Annotated in this window: 19 protein-coding genes; 2 read left to right on the top strand and 17 right to left on the bottom strand. The window is 72.7% G+C overall.

From position 1 onward, the window contains the following. The 15 genes from ACTHAM_RS16910 to ACTHAM_RS16840 all read right to left on the bottom strand — a co-directional run. Window positions 1-505, bottom strand: a 505-nt coding sequence (locus ACTHAM_RS16910; protein WP_440689606.1) for a hypothetical protein, incomplete at its 3' end; no start/stop codon positions are given. Next, the gene (locus tag ACTHAM_RS16905; RefSeq protein WP_440689605.1) at window positions 502-1,218 is read right to left on the bottom strand and encodes a response regulator transcription factor; all 717 of its coding nucleotides are present in this window, start codon (window positions 1,216-1,218) and stop codon (window positions 502-504) included. The genes ACTHAM_RS16910 and ACTHAM_RS16905, both read right to left, overlap by 4 nt. Window positions 1,219-1,283: 65 nt before the next feature. Next, window positions 1,284-2,015, bottom strand: coding sequence for an ABC transporter permease (locus ACTHAM_RS16900; RefSeq protein WP_440689602.1), 732 nt, complete (start codon window positions 2,013-2,015; stop codon window positions 1,284-1,286). Further along, window positions 2,012-2,767: an ABC transporter ATP-binding protein gene (locus tag ACTHAM_RS16895; RefSeq protein ID WP_440689600.1), complete on the bottom strand. Its 756-nt coding sequence runs from the start codon at window positions 2,765-2,767 to the stop codon at window positions 2,012-2,014. The genes ACTHAM_RS16900 and ACTHAM_RS16895 overlap by 4 nt, the downstream gene beginning before the upstream one ends. Continuing rightward, window positions 2,757-3,464, bottom strand: a complete 708-nt coding sequence (locus ACTHAM_RS16890; RefSeq protein WP_440689598.1) for a TetR/AcrR family transcriptional regulator — start codon at window positions 3,462-3,464, stop codon at window positions 2,757-2,759. Before ACTHAM_RS16890 ends, ACTHAM_RS16895 begins: the two co-directional genes overlap by 11 nt. Before the next feature lie 121 nt (window positions 3,465-3,585). Continuing rightward, complete coding sequence (gene araA, locus ACTHAM_RS16885) at window positions 3,586-5,091, bottom strand: L-arabinose isomerase (protein ID WP_440689596.1); 1,506 nt, start codon at window positions 5,089-5,091, stop codon at window positions 3,586-3,588. A 32-nt stretch (window positions 5,092-5,123) separates the two neighbouring features. Then, window positions 5,124-5,870, bottom strand: coding sequence for an L-ribulose-5-phosphate 4-epimerase (locus ACTHAM_RS16880; protein WP_440689594.1), 747 nt, complete (start codon window positions 5,868-5,870; stop codon window positions 5,124-5,126). Window positions 5,871-5,910: 40 nt separating this feature from the next. Further along, entirely contained in the window at window positions 5,911-7,518 is a 1,608-nt protein-coding gene (locus ACTHAM_RS16875) for a xylulokinase (protein ID WP_440689592.1), read from the bottom strand. A gap of 164 nt (window positions 7,519-7,682) precedes the next feature. Then, entirely contained in the window at window positions 7,683-8,759 is a 1,077-nt protein-coding gene (locus ACTHAM_RS16870; RefSeq protein ID WP_440689590.1) for a LacI family DNA-binding transcriptional regulator, read from the bottom strand. Between the two features lie 2 nt (window positions 8,760-8,761). Continuing rightward, entirely contained in the window at window positions 8,762-9,601 is an 840-nt protein-coding gene (gene proC / locus ACTHAM_RS16865; protein WP_440689588.1) for a pyrroline-5-carboxylate reductase, read from the bottom strand. A gap of 175 nt (window positions 9,602-9,776) precedes the next feature. Further along, a complete protein-coding gene (locus tag ACTHAM_RS16860) occupies window positions 9,777-12,032 on the bottom strand; it encodes an HlyD family efflux transporter periplasmic adaptor subunit (RefSeq protein ID WP_440689586.1) in 2,256 nt (751 codons plus the stop codon). Then, window positions 12,013-12,879, bottom strand: a complete 867-nt coding sequence (locus ACTHAM_RS16855) for a hypothetical protein (protein ID WP_440689584.1) — start codon at window positions 12,877-12,879, stop codon at window positions 12,013-12,015. Before ACTHAM_RS16855 ends, ACTHAM_RS16860 begins: the two co-directional genes overlap by 20 nt. A 53-nt stretch (window positions 12,880-12,932) precedes the next feature. After that, window positions 12,933-14,165: an ABC transporter permease gene (locus tag ACTHAM_RS16850; protein ID WP_440689582.1), complete on the bottom strand. Its 1,233-nt coding sequence runs from the start codon at window positions 14,163-14,165 to the stop codon at window positions 12,933-12,935. Next, window positions 14,162-14,905, bottom strand: coding sequence for an ABC transporter ATP-binding protein (locus ACTHAM_RS16845; RefSeq protein WP_440689580.1), 744 nt, complete (start codon window positions 14,903-14,905; stop codon window positions 14,162-14,164). The genes ACTHAM_RS16850 and ACTHAM_RS16845 overlap by 4 nt, the downstream gene beginning before the upstream one ends. Continuing rightward, window positions 14,898-16,139 carry an efflux RND transporter periplasmic adaptor subunit gene (locus ACTHAM_RS16840; protein WP_440689578.1) on the bottom strand — a complete coding sequence of 414 codons (1,242 nt, stop codon included), beginning with the start codon at window positions 16,137-16,139 and terminating at the stop codon, window positions 14,898-14,900. Before ACTHAM_RS16840 ends, ACTHAM_RS16845 begins: the two co-directional genes overlap by 8 nt. Before the next feature lie 226 nt (window positions 16,140-16,365). Here ACTHAM_RS16840 and ACTHAM_RS16835 point away from each other — a divergent pair, with 226 nt between their 5' ends. Beyond that, window positions 16,366-16,827, top strand: a complete 462-nt coding sequence (locus ACTHAM_RS16835) for a MarR family winged helix-turn-helix transcriptional regulator (RefSeq protein ID WP_440689576.1) — start codon at window positions 16,366-16,368, stop codon at window positions 16,825-16,827. Window positions 16,828-16,832: 5 nt separating this feature from the next. Further along, window positions 16,833-17,492 carry an NAD(P)H-dependent oxidoreductase gene (locus tag ACTHAM_RS16830; protein WP_440689574.1) on the top strand — a complete coding sequence of 220 codons (660 nt, stop codon included), beginning with the start codon at window positions 16,833-16,835 and terminating at the stop codon, window positions 17,490-17,492. 337 nt (window positions 17,493-17,829) lie between these two features. On the opposite strand, the gene ACTHAM_RS16825 is transcribed toward ACTHAM_RS16830, so the two are convergent. Next, the gene (locus tag ACTHAM_RS16825; RefSeq protein ID WP_440689572.1) at window positions 17,830-18,156 is read right to left on the bottom strand and encodes a hypothetical protein; all 327 of its coding nucleotides are present in this window, start codon (window positions 18,154-18,156) and stop codon (window positions 17,830-17,832) included. 47 nt (window positions 18,157-18,203) lie between these two features. After that, a complete protein-coding gene (locus ACTHAM_RS16820; RefSeq protein ID WP_440689570.1) occupies window positions 18,204-18,953 on the bottom strand; it encodes a hypothetical protein in 750 nt (249 codons plus the stop codon). Window positions 18,954-19,048: the final 95 nt, after the last annotated feature.

Genomic DNA, 19,048 nt, shown 5'->3' with positions numbered 1-19,048 from the left:
CCACCGCGACGAGCACCCGGTCCACCGCGACCTCCCCGCCGCCACCGGCCGGGTCGAGGCGGAAGGTCAGCCCGGGGGTGGCGACCGCACCGACACGCACGGGCAGACCGTCCCAGGTCACGCCGACGGGGGCCGCGCCGGCCACGACCCCGGCGACGCCCGCCAGGTCGCGCGGTGTGGAGGTCCCGCCACCGGCCACGGCCACCACCACGACGTCGTCCTGCGCGGCGGCGACGATCGTGTCGTCGGGGACCAGGCTGCGCAGCCCGGTCTCGGACAGGGTGCCGCCGGGTGCCTCGACCCGGGCGAGCACCACGTCCAGGGCCGCGGTGACGCGTTCGTCGGCGTGCTCGACGAGGATCTGCCGCAGCGCGACGACGCTGACCACCCCGGCGCCGACGAGCGCGGCGAGAAGCACCGCGGTGACGCCCACGACCAGCCGCGTGCGGATGGCCCGGGGCGGGCGCGACAGCGACGGTTCGGGTCGCACGTCGTGCCCGGTCACCGGTCTCCTGCGCGTCGCAGCGTGTAGCCGAATCCCCGCACGGTGTGGATGAGCGGCTGCTCGCCATCGGTGTCGACCTTGCGGCGCAGACGCGAGACGACCTTCTCGACGACGCCCGTGTCCCCGCCGAAGTCGTAGTCCCAGACCCGGTCGAGCAGCTGCGCCTTGGTGACCACGCGGTCGCCTGCCTGCAGCAGCACGGACAGCAGGCGCAGCTCGGTGGGTGACAGGTCGAGCTCGCGGGTGCCGCGACGGCAGCGCAGGCGTGCCAGGTCCAGCTCGAGGTCGGCGAACCGCAGCTGCTCGCCATCGGCCGGGGTGGTGGCCGCCTGGCCGACCGCGTGCGCGGCGGTCCTGCGCAGCAGTGCCTCCAGCCGGGCGACGAGCTCGGTCAGGTCGAACGGCTTGGTCAGGTAGTCGTCGGCGCCCGCCGTCAACCCGGCCACCCGGTCGGGCACGGCATCACGCGCGGTGAGCAGCAGCACGGGCGTCCGGTCGCCGGTCGAGCGCAGCAGACGCAGCACGTCGAGCCCGTCCGTGCCGGGCAGGACGACGTCGAGCACCACCGCGTCGGGTCGGCGCTCGCGCAGCCGGTCGAAGGCCTCCGCGGCAGTCGCAGCGGTGCGGACGTCGTAGCCGGCGAACGCGAGGCCCGAGTCGAGCAGCTCGCGCAGGCCGGGGTCGTCGTCGACGACCAGGACGTCTGCAGGCATGAGCCGATCGTCGGGGTCGCAGGCGCTCGACGGCAAACCCGAGGCGTCCCGCCCCCGGGCGGCGCTCAGGGTGTGCGGCGACGCAGCGTCGTTGCGGCGACCACCAGGGCACCGACCACGAACAGCGACATCACCGCGACCGCCCCGCGCACCTCGTCCCACCCGCCGCCGGCGGCGAGGTCCTGCATGGCCTCGATCGCGTAGGTCAGCGGGAACACGCGCGAGAGCCACTCGAGCAGCTGCGGCATCTCGTCGCGCGGCATGAGCAGGCCGCAGGTGATGAGCTGCGGGAAGATCAGCGCCGGCATCAGCTGCACGGCCTGGAACTCGGTGCGGGCCAGCGCGGACCCACCCAGACCCAGGGCGCAGCCGAGCACGGCGTCGATCACGGCCACCAGCACGACGAGCCCCAGCGGCCCGGCGACGTCCATGCCGAACGCCCACACCGCGAACCCGACGACGACGAGCGCCTGCACGCAGGCCAGCACCGCGAACGCCAGCACGTACCCGACCACCACGTCGGCGCGTCCGATCGGCAGGGTCATCAGCCGTTCGAGCGTGCCGGACTGCCGTTCGCGCAGCGTGGCGACGCTGGTGACCAGGAACATCACGATGAGCGGGAAGAGCCCCACGAGCATCGGCCCGAACTGGTCGAGCACGGGGGTGCCGTCGAACATCCAGGCCACCAGACCCAGGAGCAGCACGGGCAGGCCGAGGACGAGCACGAGCGTGCGGTGGTCGTGCCGCAGCTGCTGCAGCACCCGGGATGCCGTGGCGAAGGTCAGGCGCGCGTTCATGCGGCACCGTCCGTGGCGGTGTCGGCACCGTCGGCCGCGTCGACGAGCGCGAGGAAGGCCCCTTCGGCGTCGTGGGCACCCGTGCGTGCGCAGAGCTCGTCGAGCGAGCCGTCGGCCAGGACGACTCCGTCGCGCAGCAGCACGAGCCGGTCGCAGCGGGCGGCCTCGTCCATCACGTGACTGGACACCAGCAGGCTCGTGCCGGTGGCGGCGAGACGGCCGAACAGGTCCCACAGGTCGCGTCGGAGCACCGGGTCGAGCCCGACGGTCGGCTCGTCGAGCACGAGCAGGTCGGGGCGGGCCAGCAGGGCCATCGCGAGGGACACCCGGGACCGCTCTCCTCCCGACAGGGTGGCGACCGTGCGGTGCCGGTGCCGGCTGAGGTCGACGTCGGCGAGGGCCCGGGCGGTGGCGTCGCCGTCGACGCCGAGGATGGAGGACACGTAGCGCAGGTTCTCCGCGACGGTGAGGTCGGCGTAGACGCTCGGCGCCTGCGTGACGTAGCCGACGCGGCGGCGCAGCGAGGGCGACCCGGCCGGTTCGCCGAGCACCGTGACGGTGCCGGCGGCCACGACCTGCACACCGACGACCGCGCGCATGAGCGTGGTCTTGCCGGACCCGCTGGGGCCGAGCAGGCCGACGACCTGCCCGGACGGGACGACCAGGTCGAGCGCGGGCACGACCGTGGTCCCGCCGCGGACGACGCGCAGACCGCTGATCTCGATCGCCGCAGCGATCTCGTTATTCCTCATGTGAGGAATTCTGCTCCTCGGGGGTGTCCTCGCGCAAGGGCAACGCCAGGTGACCCGTGAGGTACCCCTGCAGCGTCGGCCCCACCAAGGCCACGACCTCCTCGACGGACAGCTCCGCCAACGGAGCGACCCGCAGCACATGCCGGGCGACCAGAACCCCGACCACCTGCGAGGCCACCAGGGACATCCGCAGCGCACCCACCGGGTCACCGAGCCGCACGGCCACCCGACCGAACACCCGCCGCCCCAAGAACTCCGACAGCACCTGCGCCCCCGGCCCGGGGCCTCCGGCATCCCCGACAAGGCCCCCGACGGCCACCCGGAACCGCTCGCCGCCGTCGACCTCCCACAACCCCAGGACCGTGCGCAGCAACCGCTCGCCCAGACCATCCACCCCGCCGGCCACCAACCGGTCGACGAGCTGCTCCGGGTCGGTGCCCTGCGGGATCAGCCCCGCCGCGTACAGCTCACCCTTGTCCGCGAAGTAGTGCCGCACGAGCGCCGGGTCCACCCCCGCCCGCCGGGCCACCGCCCGCACGCTCGCCGCCGCGAACCCCCGCTCGGCGAACTCCACCCGGGCCGCCTCGAGGATCATCCCCCGCGTGTCCTGCCCGTCCGGTCGCCGACCGCGCCGCCGCACGACCTCGACCGCCTCGTCCGCCGCGGACCCGCTCGACACCGCCGGTTCGACACCCATCCGCCCAGCCTAGGAGCCGCAGCGTCGAGCGAGCCGCCCCGGATGCCCGCGGGACGACGCAGCCCGCCCCCGCACGGTGGCGGGGACGGGCTGCGTCAGGGTCGAGCAGGATCGGTCAGATTCAGAAGCCCTGGGCGATCCGGTAGTACACGTTGTTCCAGCGGACCTGGTCGGCGAACGAGCGACGCGTGGTCGTCTCGTCGATGACCAGCAGCTCGGTGCGCGCGATGGTGGCGAACACCTCGAGCGCCTCGACACCGGCCGCCGTGGACAGCACCGTGTGGTGCGCACCGCCGGCGGTCAGCCACGCCTCGGCCGACGTCGCGAAGTCGGGGCGGGGCTCCCAGACCGCGCGGGCCACGGGCAGGTGCGGCAGCTCGGGGTGCTCGACCAGGTCGACCACGTTCGCCGTGAGGCGGAACCGGTCGCGCATGTCGGCCAGCGAGACGACCACACCGACACCCGGGTCGGTGTTGAACACCATGCGGACCGGGTCCTCCTTGCCACCGATGCCGAGGGGGTGGACCTCGATCTTCGGGGTGGAGGTGGTCAGCGACGGGCAGACCTCGAGCATGTGCGCACCGAGGATGCGCTCCGAGCCCGGGGTCAGGTCGTAGGTGTAGTCCTCCATGAGGGAGGCGCCACCGGGCAGGCCCTCGCCCATGACCTTGGCGGCACGGACCAGGACGGCGGTCTTCCAGTCGCCCTCGGCGCCGAAGCCGTAGCCCTTGCCCATGAGGCGCTGCACGGCCAGGCCGGGCAGCTGGCGCAGCGCGCCGAGGTCCTCGAAGTTCGTCGTGAACGCCTTGGCGCCCAGCTCGGTGAGGAACGACTCGAGCGCGGCCTCCTGACGGGCGGCGTAACGCAGCGACTCGTGACGGTCGCCGCCCTTGCGCAGCTCGGCGACGACGTCGTACAGGTCCTCGTACTCGGCGACGAGCGCGTCGACCGCGGACTCCTCGACGGCGTCCACGGCGGCGACCAGGTCGTTGACGCCCCACGTGTTCACGGAGACGCCGAAGCGGATCTCGGCCTCGGTCTTGTCACCCTCGGTGACGGCGACGTTGCGCATGTTGTCGCCGAAGCGCGCGAGCTTGAGCTCGTGCGTGGCGGCCCACCCGGCGGCACCGCGGACCCACGTGCCGACCCGGGCCTGCACGGCCGGGTTGGAGACGTGGCCGACGACCGTCGTGCGGGCGATGCCCAGGCGCGACTGGATGTAACCGTGCTCGCGGTCGCCGTGCGCGGCCTGGTTCAGGTTCATGAAGTCGAAGTCGATGCTGTCCCACGGCAGCTCGACGTTCGCCTGCGTGTGCAGGTGCAGCAGCGGCTTGGACAGCAGGTCCAGGCCGGTGATCCACATCTTCGACGGGCTGAAGGTGTGCATCCAGGTGATGACACCGAGCACCTTGTCGTCGCTGTTCGCGTCGAGCATGGCGCGGCGGATGGAGGCGGCGTCCTTCAGGACGGGCTTCCAGACGATGCGGACGGGCACGTCGGGCGACGCGTCGAGGCCGCGGGCGACCTCCTGCGACTGCTCGGCGACCTGGCGCAGCGTCTCCTCGCCGTACAGGTCCTGGCTGCCGGTGAAGAACCAGACCTCGCGGTCGGCGTAGGGCTTGCTCATGCGTGGGTCTCCTCGTCGAGTGGTGGTGCGGGTCAGTTCTCGGCCTGGACCGGGGCGGAGTCGCCCTGGCCGTAGACGTTCTGGTAGCGCGCGTACAGCGCGTCGATGTCGGACTGCGCGATCGGGATGAGCTCGCCGAGCTGACGCGAGATGTGCACCGTGCGGGCGACCTCCTCGACCATGACGGCCGCCTTGACGGCGTCCTTGGCGTCGCGACCGATGGTGAACGGCCCGTGGTTCTGCATGAGCACCGCGCGGCTGCGCGAGCCCGACAGGGTGTCCACGATGCCGCGGCCGATCGAGTCGTCACCGATGAGGGCGAACGGACCGATGGGGATCGGGCCGCCGAACTCGTCGGCCATCATCGTCAGCACGCACGGCACCTCCTCGCCGCGCGCGGCCCAGGCGGTCGCGTACGTCGAGTGGGTGTGCACGACACCGCCGACGTGGGGCATGTGCTTGTACACGTAGGCGTGCGCGGCGGTGTCCGAGGACGGCGAGCGGGTGCCCTCGACGAGGTTGCCGTCGAGGTCGCACACGACCATGGCCTCGGGCGTCAGCTGGTCGTACGTGACGCCCGACGGCTTGATGACCAGCAGGTCCGCCTGCGACGGGCCGGCCGGGTCGACCTGGACCCGCTGGGACACGTTGCCGGCGGTCCACACGATGAGCTCCCAGCGGGGCAGCTCGGCGTGCAGCGTGGCGACGACCTCGCGCGTGCGGGCGACGGCGTCGCGCACCTCGGGCGAGTACGCGGCCAGGGACAGGGTCTCGGTCATCGCAGATCCTCCAGGATCGGTGTGGTGCTGATGTGGGTGGTCACAGGGCGGCCGTGGCGGCGCGCTCGATCGCCAGGCCCGCGCTGTAGCGCTCGAGGTAGGCGGCGAAGCCCGCGACGTCACCGGCGTCGGGCTCGACGACCTGCGTGCCGGCGTCGGCGAACACCCGGGTGGTGAGGAACTCGTCGAGCGGCAGCTCGGCGGAGGCACCCAGGTAGGACGCCAGCACGGCGATCCCCCACGCCCCACCCTCGCTGGCGGTCCCACCGACGGCCACCGGGGCGCCGATCGCCGCGGCCAGCAGGCGCTGGGCGACACCGGCGGTGCGGAACATGCCGCCGTGCGCGAACATCGCGTCGAGCTCGACCCCCTCGGCCGTCAGGACGCGCATGCCCAGCGCGAGCGTGCCGAACGCGCTGTAGATCTGCGTGCGCATGAACGAGGCGAGCGTGAGGCGCGAGTCGGGGGTGCGCACGAACAGCGGGCGACCTTCGTCCAGACCGGTGATCGGCTCGCCGGACAGGTAGTTGTAGGCCAGCAGCCCGCCGCCGTCGGCCTCGCCCTCGAGCGCGGCGCGGAACAGCGTGCCGAACACCTCGTCGGTGCTCGCCGTGCTGCCCAGACCGGCGGCGAACTCGCCGAACAGGCCCGCCCAGGCGTTGAGCTCGCTGGCGCCGTTGTTGCAGTGCACCATCGCGACCAGGTCGCCGGCCGGCGTGGTGACCAGGTCCAGCTCGTGGTGCACGCGGGTCAGCGGACGCTCCAGGACGACCATCGCGAAGATCGACGTGCCGGCCGACACGTTGCCGGTGCGCGGGGCCACCGAGTTGGTGGCGACCATGCCGGTGCCGGCGTCACCCTCGGGCGGGCACAGCGGCAGGCCGGGGAGCAGCGTGCCGCTCGGGTCGAGCAGCGCGGCGCCCTCGGCCGTCAGGGTCCCGGCCTCCTGGCCGGCGGTGAGCACCTGCGGCAGCAGTTCGGTGAGGACCAGACCCGGACGACGCGTCGCGGCCAGCTGGTCGAACTGGGCGAGCATGTTCTGGTCGTAGTCGTGCGTGGCCGAGTCGATGGGGAACATGCCCGAGGCGTCGCCCACGCCGAGCACCTTGCGGCCGGTGAGCCTCCAGTGGACGTAGCCGGCCAGCGTGGTGACGAAACGCACCTGCGGGACGTGCGGCTCGTGGTCGAGGATCGCCTGGTACAGGTGGGCGATCGACCAGCGCAGCGGGATGTTGTGGCCGAACAGGTCGCTCAGCTCGGCGGCGGCCCGACCGGTCGACGTGTTGCGCCAGGTGCGGAACGGCACCAGCAGCTCGTCGGCCTCGTCGAAGGCCAGGTAGCCGTGCATCATCGCCGAGACGCCGAGCGCGCCGAACGTGGTGGGGCGCACGCCGTACTGCGTCTCGACGTCCGCGAACAGGTCCGCGACGGAGGCCTGCAGGCCCTCCCACACGGCGTCGAGGGAGTAGGTCCACACGCCGTCGACGAGCTGGTTCTCCCACTCGTGGCTGCCGCTGGCGATCGGGGTGTGGTCAGGCCCGATCAGGCACGCCTTGATGCGGGTCGATCCGAGCTCGATGCCGAGGGAGGTCCGCCCCTCGGCGATGGCCTGCCGTACGTCGTCGACCTGTGCCTGCTGGGGTGCCATCACCATCGACCTGCCTCGCGCTGCTCCGTCGCCGTCCGCCCGGCGCTCCGGGCAGGTTCCCCCGGCGGACGCCGGCGGCCGCTTCCATGTTAGCGTTCACATGGACCTCGTCAAGCGGGACTTCCGACCGTGCCCGCGACCAGCACGGACGCGACGGCGAACGGTCAGCGACGCACGGAGCTGGCGCGCACCACGAGCTCGGCCGGCAGCAGACGACGGCCCGGCACCTCGCCCGCGAGAGCAGCCGTCAACGAGCCGATCGCCAGCCGGCCCAGCCCGGCGAAGTCCTGGCGCACCGTGGTCAACGGCGGCGTGTAGTGCGCCGAACCGACCTCGTCGTCGAAGCCGACGACCGCGATGTCGTCCGGCACCCGCACACCCGCCTCCCAGAAGGCGTGCAGCAGACCCAGGGCCAGCTGGTCGTTGGCCGTGAACACCGCCGGCGGGAGCCCCTCGCGGATCAGCCGTCGCCCCAGCTCGTACCCGTCGGTCGCGTCCCAGCCGACCACCACGGGGTCGGGCACCACGAGCCCGGCGGCCTCGCACTCGGCCCGCCACCCGGCCACCCGGTCCAAGGCGTCGAACCAGTCCCGCGGACCGGCCACGTGCACGACCTCACGGTGACCCTGCGCGATCAGGTGCCTGGTGGCCAGGCGCGCCCCGTGGTGCTGGTCCACCGCCACCGCGTGCAGGTGCGGCACGTCCGGCACGGCCGACGCCGACGACAGCAGCACCACCGGCACCGGCAGCTCCACCGTGGCCAGCACCTCGACCGCGGACACCGTGGGCGCGATGATCGCGAACGCGTCGACGCCCTGCTGCAGGAAGTGCTCCAGCGCAGCCCGCATGGTCGGCCCGTCGAAGTGCCGCACCGTGGCCACGGAGACCACGAAACCCGCGTCCCGCGCGGCCTCCTCGAAACCGATCAGCGTGCTGGTCGGGCCGTACAACGCACCGGCCGGTGTGACCACGCCGAGGGTGTCGGTGCGGCGGGTCACCAGCGACCGGGCAGCCCGGTTCGGTCGGTAACCGAGCGCGGCGATGGCCTCCACCACACGCTCACGCGTCGAGGGAGCCACGCTCGGGTGGTCGTTGAGCACCCGCGAGACGGTCTGGTGAGACACCCCCGCCTGCTGCGCGACGTCGCTCATCGACGGCGGTCGGGCCGCAGCGCCTGAGCGCAACGCCGCGCCCGTCGGCGACCCGGCGACCGGGTGCGGCTCGTCGTTCCGGTCGGTCATGGTCACGCCCCGTACCGGGCGCCGAGCTCGCGCGAGCGGTCACGCGCCGCCTCCGCCGCGGCCACGACACCCGCACGCACGCCGTGCGCGTCGAGCTGGCGCACCGCGGCGACCGTCGTGCCACCGGGCGAGGAGACCCGCTCACGCAGCACCACGGGATGATCCCCTGAGCTCGCCGCGAGCGCCGCGGAACCCTCGACCGTCGCGACCGCCAGACGCGTGGCCAGGTCGCGGGTCAGCCCCAGCAGCACACCGGCCTCGGCCATCGCGTCGATGAGGTAGAACGCGTACGCCGGGCCGGAGCCGGAGATCGCCGTGACCGCGTCGAGATCCTTCTCGGCGACGCGCACGACCAGGCCCGTGGCAGCGAGCACCTGCTCCGTCAGGGCCAGGTGCTCGTCGGTGGCCGACGAACCGGGGGCGATCGCACTGGCACCCTTGCCGACCAGGGCCGGCGTGTTGGGCATGACGCGCACCACGGGGGTCCCCGCGGGCAGCCGCTGCTCGTAGAAGGAGATCGGCACACCCGCCGCGACGCTGATCACCGGCGTGCCCTCGCGCAGCGCAGCGGAGATCTCGTCGAGCACGACGCCCACCACGTCGGGTTTGACCGCCACCAGCACCACGTCCGCGTGCGAGGCGGCCTTCACGTTGCCGCGGCTGGCCCGCACGCCGTGCCGCGCCGACAGCTCGTTCGCCCGCACCGCGGAGCGCTCGGTGACCTCGACGTCGTCCACCGACCAGCCTGCCGTCAGCAGCGCGGAGATGAGCGTCTCGCCCATCACGCCGCCGCCGAGCACCGCGACCCGGGGCCGACTGCCGCCCGCCGCCTCGATCGTCATCGCGAACCACCCCTCCCCCGCGCACCGGCAGGCGCGCACGTCGCGAGCCTACTCAGGAGGCCGGTCGCCGCCGACCGGAGGCTGGGCGCTCACCTGCACGCACACGCCAGGAGGGCGCCCGCACCGGCGGACGCCCTCCTCGGCCCTGCTGCCCGGCGGACGAGCCGAGCCGACCTCAGCTGCCGGGAGGGGCACCCATGCCACCGAAGCCACCACTGGGCATCTGGCCGCCGGAGAAGTCCGGCATCTGACGGCCGGACGTGGACTCCTCCTCGGTCGACCCGCTCAGCCCGGACAGGCCGGTGCTGGTGCTCGACTCCTCGGAGACCATCTCCTGCGTGAGGTCCGCCAGGACCACCTCGTCGCCCTCGGACAGGCCCTCGGTGATCTCGGTGAGCTCGGTGCCGACCGCGCCGCGCGTCACGTCGACGTCCTGCGCGACCCCGTCCCGGAGCACCTGGACGGTGACGCTCGACCCGTCCAGGTGGACGGCCGAGCTGGGCACCGTGAGCACCTGCTCGCCGCCCGCGACCGTGACCTGCACCTGCGCCGACGAGCCGTCGTAGAGCTGCACGTCGGTCGGGTCGACGGCGACGGTCACCGTGTACGACGGCGTCGAGGAGGACGTCGAGGCGTTGAGCACGCCGATGCTCGACACGGTGCCGGCGAGCGACTCGTCGGTGACCGGCACCTCGAGGTCGGTGCTCTGACCCACCTCGACGATCTTCACCTGGCTGAGCGGCACGGTGGCCGTCACCACGTACCCGGTGGCGCCGATCACGGTGATGACGGCCGTGGTGGACGACGCCGACACGGTGTCACCGGCTGCGATCCCGACGGCGGCGACGGTGCCCGCGATCGGGGTGGTCAGGTCGACGAACTGCAGCTGACTCTCGGCCAGCGCCAGGTCCGCCTCGGCCAGGGTGATCGCCGCCTGGTCCGCCACGAGGTCCGCCGCCGAGGCGACGGTCGACGTGCCCGACGACGACCCGCCCAGGCCTGAGCTGGTGGTGCCGCCCGACGAGGTCGTCGAGGTGCCCGTGGATGCCGCCGGTGCCGTGACCGACCCTGCGGCGGTGCCGGACGCACCGGCGGTGCCGGACGAGGCGGTCCCGGACGACGTGCCGGTGGAGGTGCCTGTCGAGGTGCCGGAGCCCGTGCCGGAACCGGTGCTCGGTGTGCTGCCGGACGTCGTGCTGCCGGAACCGGCCGCGACAGCCTCGTCCAGGTCGGCCACGGCGTCGTCGAGCGCGGTGGCCAGCTGCAGCAGCTCGGTCTGCGCCGTGCCGACGAGCGTCTGCGCGTCCGCCACGTCGGTCAGGGACGACTGGCACTGGGCCAGCGCGCTCGGCACGTCGGACGTGGCGGAGTCCGCCACGACGGTCGTGGCGACGCCCGCCAGCGTCGCGTCGGAGGTGTCCCGGACCTCGACGGTGGCTGCACCCTCGGTCGAGCCGACCAGCCGGGCCAGCGCGAACGTGCCGTCGGCGGCGACCTGCACGGTCGCGACCTGCACCGTGCCGGAGCCGTCCGCGACGACCACGTCGAGCTCGTCACCGGCGGTGAACCCCGCGCCGGTGACCTTCTGCGCCGCACCAGCCACCACGGTGGCGGGCCAGAGCGTGAGCGTGCCCGAGCCCGTCGAGTCACCGGTCACCTGCTCACCGGCGAGGTCGGTGGGCAGCACCGCGAGGAACGCGGTGCAGGCCGTCTGCGAGGCGGTCAGGGCCGCGTCGGAGGCCGCGAGGGCCTCGGTGGCGCTCGCGTACCGGGCCAGCAGGGCCTGCTGCGCAGCGGTCACCGCCTGGACGGCCCGCGTGACCTGCGTCGACGTACCCGAGCCCGACGCGCCGCCGGTCGTCGTCCCTGCGGTCGCGGACCCGGTGGGGGTGCTCGACGACGACCCCGACGAGCTCGTCGTGCCCGCAGCCGCGGCGGCGGTGCCGGTCGTGCTCGTCGTGCTGGTGCCGGTCGTGCCGGAGCTGGTGGTGCTGCTCGTGGTGCCCGTGCTCGCGGTCTGCGAGTCGATGTCGTCCTCGAGCTGCTGCTCGGCGTCGGCCAGCGTCGCCGTCGCCTCGTCGATCGCGTCCTGCAACGAGGTCGGGTCGAGGCTGGCCAGCACGTCACCGGCGGCGACCGTGTCGCCGACGGCGACACCCACCGAGGCGACGGTGCCGGCCACCGTGAACGCGGCGTCGGCGCGTTCGGCCGAGGCGACGGTCCCGGTCGCGTCGATGGTCTGCTCCACCGTGCCCAGGCCGGCCATGGCCGTCCGGTAGGTCTGCGTGCCGGTGCGCCCGACCGCCAGGGCGACGCCCCCACCGGCCGCGCCGAGCGCGACGACCGTGGTCACCGCGATGGCGAGCGTGCGGCGTCCGGTGCGCCGGGTGGCCCGGCGGCGCTGCGCGTGCTCACGCATCGGCGTCGTCACCCGCCTGCGCCTGACCGCCACGCATGCCGCCCATGCCGCCGAAGCCGCTGGTGCAGCTTCCGTCGGTCGGGTCGGACACCGTGATGCCCGTGGCGACCACGGCACCGGAGGAGTCCGCCTCGCCGCGGGCGCTCGCGCACAGCCCGACGACGACGGCGGTGGAGTCGGCCGTGGTGGTCGCCGTGTACGTCGTGGCGCCATCCACGGTGACCGTCTCGGTGGTCGTCGTGCCGTCGGTGCCCGTCGCCTGCACGGTGATGGTGCCGGCGTCGACCGCGGTGACCAGCCCGGCGGTGACGGCCCCGAAGCCGCCACCCCCCGCCATGCCCGTAGGCATGTCCGTGGGCATCCCGTCGGGCATGTCGGTCGGCATCCCGTCGGGCATGTCGGTGGGCATGTCACCAGGGGCGCCGGCGCCACGCCCGGCACCGCCCACGCCCGCAGCGGAGCACTCGCCGTCCACGGCGGCGGTGACCTGCACGGACGTGGCAGCGCTCGCGGTGTCGTCGGTGGAGGCGGTGACCGCCACGACGCACGAGCCGACGGTCACGTCGGCGAGCGATCCCGCGGCGGTGCGGCTGAACGTGGTCGTGTCGGTCCACGACACGGCGGTCTGGCCCTCGTCGTCCTGGACCTGCAGGACCGTGCCGGTGACCGCGGCGATCTCACCGGAGATGCCGCCCCGCTCCTGGTCGTCGGGGGCGCTGGGCGCCGAGCCGTCGGCAGCGGCGGCCGTCGCGGCAGCGGTCGTGGTGGTCGAGGAGGCCGAGCCCGCGCAGCCGGCCAGCAGCAGCGTGGCCAGGGCGAGCGGGGCGGCCAGCGCGGCGCGCGAACGGGTCAGGCTCATCGGGGTCCTCCTGGGGGGTCGTGCGGCAGCGGTGAGGGCAGGGGTGAGGGCGCTCATTCGGACCTCAGGGCGTCGATGGGGGCGAGCCGGGCGGCCCGGGTGGCCGGGTACACGCCGAACACCAGGCCGATGCCCATGGCGACGACGACCGAACCGGCCACGGCTGCGCCGGACACGACGATCGAGGTGTCGAGCAGCGAGGGCAGGGTGTGCGCGGCGAGGATGCCCAGGGCCGCGCCGACGATCCCGCCGGCCAGGCCGAGGATCGTCGCCTCGACCAGGAACTGCCGGCGGATCGCCCACGGCGGGGCACCGAGCGCCTTGCGCAGACCGATCTCGCGGGTCCGCTCGGTGACCGAGACCAGCATGATGTTCATGACGCCGATGCCGCCGACCAGCAGCGACAGCCCGGCGATGCCGGTGAGCAGCACCGTGAGCGTGCGGTACACGGCCGTGGCGGTCGAGACCAGCGAGTCCTGCGAGTTGATCGTGAAGTCCGCGGAGTCGACATCGGTGATGCCGTGCAGGTTGAGCAGCAGGTTCGTGGCCTCCTGGTAGGCGGCCGAGAGCTGGTCGGTCGAGGCGGCCTGCACGTAGATGGTCGACACGGACGTGCGCGACGTGCCGCCCACGAGCGTCTCGGCGGCCGTCGTCAGCGGGATGACGGCGACGTCGTCGAGGTCGCTGTCACCGGACGCGCCGGCCGAGGCCAGAACCCCGACGATCTCGAAGTCGGTGTCGGAGATCGTCACCGTCTGGCCGACCACGCGGGTGCTGCCGAACAGCTGCTCGGCGGTCTCGGTGCCCAGCACCACGACGTTCGCCCGGTCCGTCACGTCGTCGTCGGTGAAGAACGAGCCGACGGCCAGCTCACGTGAGCGCACGTCGGTCCACGAGGTGGTGGTCCCGGTGACGGACGTCGTCCAGTTGGTGTCGTTGGCCTCCAGCGAGAGCGAGGTGGTCTTCTCGGCGGCGACCGCGCCGACGTCGGGGGCGTTGACCTCCGAGGCCAGGGCCTCCGCGTCCGCCTGGGTGAGCGTGGCACCGGAGCCGAAGCCGCCGCGCACCCCGGAGGAGTCGGTGCTCGACCCGGGCGTGACGATCAGCAGGTTCGAGCCGAGCGAGCTGATCTGCTCGCTGACGTCCTTCTGCGTGCCCAGGCCCAGGCCGACGGTGAGGATCACTGCGGCGATGCCGATGAGGATGCCGAGCACGGTCAGGGCGGAGCGCAGGCCGTGCGCCCTCACCGCCGACCAGCCGGTGCGGAGGGTCTCGGTCCAGCTCACCGGGCGTTCACCTCGTCGGACTGGATGAGGCCGTCGCGCACCCGCACGATCCGGTGCGCCTGCTGGGCGACCTCGAGCTCGTGCGTGATGAGCACGATGGTGCGGCCCTGCGCGTGCAGCTCGTCGAACAGGCCGAGGACGTCCTCGGTGGACGTCGAGTCGAGGTTGCCCGTCGGCTCGTCGGCCAGCAGCAGGGCGGGTTCGCCGACCAGGGCACGGGCCACGGCGACGCGCTGCTGCTGCCCGCCGGACAGCTCCCCGGGCCGGTTGGCGACCCTGTCGGCCAGGCCGACACGTTCGAGCGCGGCCGCGGCCCGCTCCTTGCGTTCGCCCGCTGGCACGTTGCGGTACATCAGGGGCAGCTCGACGTTGCGCCAGGCCGCCAACGAGGGCAGCAGGTGGAACTGCTGGAACACGAAGCCGATGCGCCGGTTGCGGATCTGCGCGAGCTCGACCTCGTCCAGCTCGGACACGTCGTCGCCGGCCAGCCGGTAGGAGCCGCGGGTGAGCACGTCGAGGCAGCCGACGATGTTCATCAGGGTCGACTTGCCGGAGCCGGAGGGGCCCATGATCGCGACGTACTCGCCCTGCTCGATCCGCAGGTCGACACCTCGCAGCGCCTCGAACTCGATGGACCCGGTGCGGTAGGTCTTGCCGGCCCCGGTCAGCTCGATGACGGGGGCGTCGACGTGCGTGCCGTACGGCTCGAGCAGCTGTGTGACGGACGTCGCCTCAGCCATTGGCCTGACCGCCCATCTGCGGCATGGACCCGTCGGTGGGCGGCTGGAACCCGCCTTCGGGCATGGTGAACCCGCCCGGTCCGGTCTGCGTCCCGTCGGTGCTCTGCTCGGTGCCCGTGGACCGGCCGGTGAACACCTGCACGACCACCGAGTCGCCCTCGACGAGCCCGGACAGGATCTCGGTGGTCGACCCGGACGTCTCACCGGTCTCGACGACGACCTCCGTCTGGGTGCCCGCGTCGTCGACGGTCGTGACGACCGACTCGCCGCTGTCGTTCTGCGTGACGGCCAGGCTCGGCACGCTGAGCACGTCGGTGCGGCGCTCGTAGATGATCGTGGCGTCCACGCTGACCCCGTCGTACAGGGCCTCGTGGTCGCCGGTGACGGTGATGACCACGGGGTACGCGGCCACACCGGTGGTGCTGGTGGAGACCAGCCCGATCTCGCTGACGGTCCCGTAGACGGTGTCGGTGAGGTCGTCGGAGGTCATCTCGACCTGGTTGCCGACGGCGATGAGCGCCACGTCGGTCTCGTCGACGGTGACGTCGACCTGCCAGGTGTCGGTGCCGACGATCGTGAACTGCCCGGTGGACGAGGTGGTGCTGGTGGTGGTCGTCCCGGCCACGCCGGCCGAGGAGGCACCGGCCGACGAGCCCGAGGACGAGCCGCTGACGGCGTCGCCGACCTCGAGGCCGACGGCGGTGAGCAGACCGGCGACGGGGGCCACCAGGGTGGCGTCGTCCATGGCCTCCTGGGCGGTGTCCACCTGGGCCTGGGCGACCTCGACCTGCGCCTGGGCGGCCGCGACCTGCGCGTCGGCGGCGTCGGTGTCGTCGTCGTCCTCCTCGGCGCTGTCGAGCGAGGCCTGCGCCTTGGCGAGCGTGGCCTGCGCGGAGAGCAGGTCGGCGTTGAGGGTGAGGGTGTCGACCGTGGCGAGCTGCTGCCCGGCGGTGACCGTGTCGCCCACGGCGACGTCGACGGTGAGCACCGTGCCGCTGACCTCGAAGCTGACGTCCTCCTGGACGGTCGGGGTGAGGGTGCCCGTCGCGCTGACGGACTTCTCCATCGTGGCCAGGCTCGCCTGGACGGTCTGCGTGGTGGGGGTGGTCGCGGCCGAGGCGTCGGAGGTCCCGCGGAACCCGAACCACCAGACCCCCGTCGCGGCGATGCCCGCGACGACGATCCCGGCGACGACCCGCGTGAGCGGGCGCGTCTTCTTCCAGAGCTGCAGCATGGTCTCCCTCACGGACGGGCGCGGACGAGCACGGACGGGCCTACGGGCGGGCACTCGGACGGGCACGGTGGATGCGGCCTCGACGGTAGGAACGGGGTCTGGGCCGGCCGTAGCAGCGCCCTGTGCCGAACCTGTGAGGGCGGCGCGCGGCCGGGATGCAGGAGTGGCGCCATCTGCGATGTCAACGGGTTGACATCTTGGGTGTCAACGGGTTGACTCCTGTGTCGTGAGCGACTCCCGCCGCGGCCCCGACCACCCCCTGGGCGACCGCATCACCGTGACCCTGCACGAGCTCGTCGACGCCCTCGACGACGTCGGCGACGCGCTGCTGCGCGAGCAGTTCGGCGTGACCCTCAGCCAGTACCTGTTCCTCGCCGTGCTCGCCGACCTCGACGCCCCCGACATCACCGAGCAGGCCCGCTGCCTGGGCGTCACCAAGGCAGCCGTCAGCAAACGCCTGCCGTCGTTCGTGCAGGCCGGCTGGGTGCGCACCGGCACCGACCCCACGCACGCCCGCCGCGTCGTCCTGCACCTGACCGACACCGGCACCCGGCTCGTCGCCGACGCCGGTCAGGTGCTCGACGCGGAGTTCACCGCCATGGCCGCCCGGCTCACCGACATCGACCTCGACGCCCTGCACGCCGCCCTCAAGACCCTCCTGGCCACACTCCACGAGAAGGACCGCTAAGACCCATGCCCCGCACCCTCGTCGTCATCGGCCACCCGATCGCCGGCTCCTACAACCACGCCCTCGCCGAGCGGTACGTCGCCGGCCTGCGCGCCCTGTCCCCCGAGACCGACGAGCACGAGGTCCGCATCGCCGACCTGGCCGCCCAGCCGTTCCCGCACGACCCCGCCAGCAAGGCACAGGTCCGCGCCCCCGAGGGCGACTCCTCGCACCTGGACGACCGCATCGCCGGGTGGGTCGAGGACCTGCAATGGGCCGACCACCTGGTCTTCTTCTTCCCCCAGTGGTGGGGCACCTATCCGGCCGTGCTCAAGGCATTCCTCGATCGGGTCATGCTCTCCGGCGTCGCCTTCCGCTACGGCCGCGGCCACGTGTCCGAACGCCTGCTCGGCGGCACGACCGCCCGCGTGTTCATGACCATGGACTCCCCCGCCCTGTGGAACACGCTCGTCTACCGCAACGCCGCCGAGACCTCACTCACCCGCGCCACCCTCACGTTCTGCGGGGTCAAGACCATCGGGCTCACCCGGTTCGCCAAGGTGCGGTTCAGCACGCCCGAGAAGCGCGAGGCCTGGCTCGACACCGCCGAACGGCTCGGGTCGAAGGACGCCGGGCTGCGCCACCGGCGGCTCGCTCGAGAGTTCGCCGAAGATCTGGCCGGCTGACGGCTGGAGCCTGACCCGCTTCTCACCGCTGAGTCCGTCGGAACGGGTCAGGCTCCCTCCTCCGCCGGGGGAACGTGAGGTTCCGGTCCGACTGGAGCCCGGCAGGACTGTGATGCGACACGCCACGGGTGCAACCCCGGCGGTCAAGCTCCTGATCAGGCTAGCAACTCCGGTCAGGCCGAGGCGGGTGCGCACGCGCAGACAAGTCGCTTGCAGGGCACGAGACCGGTCAGACCAAGAGTCACGCGCGCGCCCACCGCCCACAGCCCACCGCTCAGCGAGCCGCGGGCACAAGCCTCACAGTCAGCCCTGCGCGTGCCGGACCCGCCCGTCGGTGCTAGTCCTCGGTGTAGTCGAGGGTGCCGTCCGCGTTGACCACCAGGGTCCAGTCGGGGCACGCGGCCTCCTCGACCCGCCCGACGAGGTCGCCGTCCTCGGTCTTCACGACGATCGCCGTGCCCTTGCACTCATCTGTCCCGAGCGAGTTGGACGAGTCGCTTCCCACCGCTACCTCGTAGGGCCCGCGCTCACCCTCCAAGGTGATGACGACGGCTTCGTCGAGCCGGTTCTCGTAGTACACCGCAGGGACGGCCGCGTCGTAGACACACCCGGTCAGGAGTCCGAGCGCCGCCAGGCACCCCACGGTCGCGATGCGTCGGTTCATGCGATCACCTCCTCGTCGGGTCACGCTCGCTCCATGGTCATCATGATTCAGGTCGGGTTTCCTGCGCTGGTGGAGGTGGTGTGGGTGAGGTCGGAGAAGGCGAAGATGCCCACGGCGCCGCCGGGGTTGGTGGGTTCGGCTAGGGCGTAGAGGGCCGGGTCGATGTCCTCAAGGGCTGCATGTGCCGCGGCGCTGGTGCGGGTCACGCCGACGTAGAGGGTGAAGGAGGCGCGTTCGTCGATGGCAAGGGCGCCAAGGTTCAGGCGCACGGTCGTGCCCAGGCCGCCCGGTGCACATGCAGTGCCCAGGCCCACGGAGGTGGTCGGCCCGGTGCGGGGGTCGCCGTCATCCAGATTGCACCCGAAGTAGGTGACGTGCGCGGGTGCCTGCCCGCTGCTCGCACCCCAGGTGATGGTCTGGTTGCCGCCGCGGTCGGGTGGCACGTCGAAGCCGGTACTCATCTCGAACAACGTGCCTCCCGTTCCGGTGGCGGCGGTGCGGCGCTGGACGTGGACGTCGATCGCGTAGACGTCGGGGCTGATCGTGGGCCGGTACCGCAACTGGACCGACAGTCGCGTCTGGGTGCCGAGAGATGTGTAGGTGAAGAGGTTCGCGTCAACGCCAGCGGTGCGTCCGTCGGTGGTGAAGCCAAGTAGGCCGAGGTATCCCGAGGGTGCGCCGTTCCCCCAAGCGCTGGCCGACCCGAAGCGGTTTCCGTCGGAGAGACCCCAGGCACCAAACTCCGGGACCAGAACGTCGGTGCTCGGGTCGTCGGCGCGCTGCAGCAGCACCGCCATCGCGGTCACCGCAGCCGTCGTACGCAGCTTCCTTACCACAGGCCCCCTTGTTCGAGCAGCCCCCTGACCAGGCCCGACGCCGCGAACCTAGAGGC

This window comes from Cellulomonas soli (assembly GCF_052036975.1).
Taxonomy (GTDB): Bacteria; Actinomycetota; Actinomycetes; order Actinomycetales; family Cellulomonadaceae; genus Cellulomonas; species Cellulomonas soli_A.
Note: the sequence above shows the minus strand (reverse complement) of the source record. Positions and strands in the feature narration are given on the sequence as shown.